The organism is Sulfolobus sp. B1 (assembly GCF_007050195.1).
GTDB lineage: Archaea > Thermoproteota > Thermoprotei_A > Sulfolobales > Sulfolobaceae > Saccharolobus.
Window position 1 is genome coordinate 1 of sequence record NZ_QIMI01000241.1, and the last position, 1,417, is coordinate 1,417.

At 37.3% G+C, this 1,417-nt stretch carries 1 protein-coding gene and 2 pseudogenes; 1 reads left to right on the forward strand and 2 read right to left on the reverse strand.

The window, feature by feature from the left end:
- Nucleotides 1-822, forward strand: an 822-nt coding sequence (locus DMP16_RS09835) for a CoB--CoM heterodisulfide reductase iron-sulfur subunit B family protein (protein WP_255446870.1), incomplete at its 5' end; no start/stop codon positions are given.
- Here the strand turns inward: DMP16_RS09835 and DMP16_RS09840 are convergent.
- Together DMP16_RS09840 and DMP16_RS09845 are read right to left on the reverse strand one after the other, a co-directional pair.
- A pseudogene (locus DMP16_RS09840) lies at nucleotides 759-1,223 on the reverse strand (4Fe-4S dicluster domain-containing protein); the annotation flags it as partial. The gene DMP16_RS09835 and the pseudogene DMP16_RS09840 overlap by 64 nt on opposite strands.
- A pseudogene (locus tag DMP16_RS09845) lies at nucleotides 1,210-1,417 on the reverse strand (hypothetical protein); the annotation flags it as partial. The pseudogenes DMP16_RS09845 and DMP16_RS09840, both read right to left, overlap by 14 nt.

Consider the following 1,417-nt stretch of genomic DNA (forward strand, 5'->3'; position numbering starts at 1 on the left):
ATAGAGGATTATAACTGCTGTGGTGCTTTAGAAGTTAAAAATGTAAACACTATGGCTGGAATCTTATTACCAGCTAGAAACTTAGCATTAGCTAGAGAAATGAATGCAGATGCTGTAGTTTCAGCATGTCCCGGCTGTCATTATTCCTTATCTAGAACTCAATATTATCTAACAAAGTACCCAAAATTAAGAGAAAAGACTAATACGTATTTAGAAAAGATGGGTACGAAAGGATATGATCTGAAGTTAATGCTAGTTCATGCAGTGGAATATGTTTATAACACTGTTGGAATTGAGGGGATCAAAGCTAAGGTTAAGAGACCTCTAACTGGATTAAAGGTTGCTCCTTATTACGGTTGTCTATATGTCAGACCTAAATCGTATACCTTATCCGGATACATGAAATTAAGGGATGATCCAGAGAGACCATTCTTTATGGACGAAATATTAAAAGCAATAGGCGCTGAAGTAGTTCCGTTTGAGGCGAAAACGATGTGCTGTGGTGGACCTCACGTCTACTCTGATAATGAGGTATCAATACACTTAGAGGCTAGAATATTAAAGGAAGCTAAAAGGAATGGTGCTGAAATATTAGTTACTGATTGTCCATTAGGACATGTTGCAATAGAGACTAACATGAACAAGATAACCCAGAAGTATGGCAAAGACTTAGAGATGCCGTTAGCCTACTTCTCGCAATTATTAGCGTTTGCATTTGGTCATAGTCCAGAGGAAACCTTACTTACTGCTAACATAACTAAGAAAAGTTCATCAAATATCGTACCAGGGTCCTTCTTGACTAACCCATGTTTCAACATGTAATGATGTATTGCATGCACTACTTCTTCTACCATCACTCCTTTAGGACATCTGTGAGTACACTTCTGACATGATACACATCTCCACAAAGAATCTTGTAACTCAATTAAGGCTTGCTTATCTCCCTTTCTAGCTAAATCTATAAACCTTCTAGGGCTATAGTTAGGATCATATTCCCTCATAGTACATCCTGAAGTACACGTTCCACATTGCCAACAAGCGCTTATAGTAACTCCCTCTAACGTGTTAGCTATTTCATCCCATACACTAGGATCATAGCCAGTTTGCGTCCTCTCTATCATGAAGGCATTCCATGTACCATCTAACTCCACTCCATCAACTATTACCTTATCTTTTTGAATTAAACCTTTAATTATAGGTTTCTCTAACTCAGGAATTGGCAAGTTGAATCACCCTAAGGAAAGGTTTTAAACCAAGAACCATAGCTGTAGTAGAAAGATGAGAGGGATATAGTCCCCCTCCCTTCCTATCTACAGCTAACAGAGTTGCATAATCTACATATCTAACATATGCGTAAACTAAAAAAATTGAAGTAGCATAATAATTACCTATATCTAATCCAAATATGGAAAGAGTA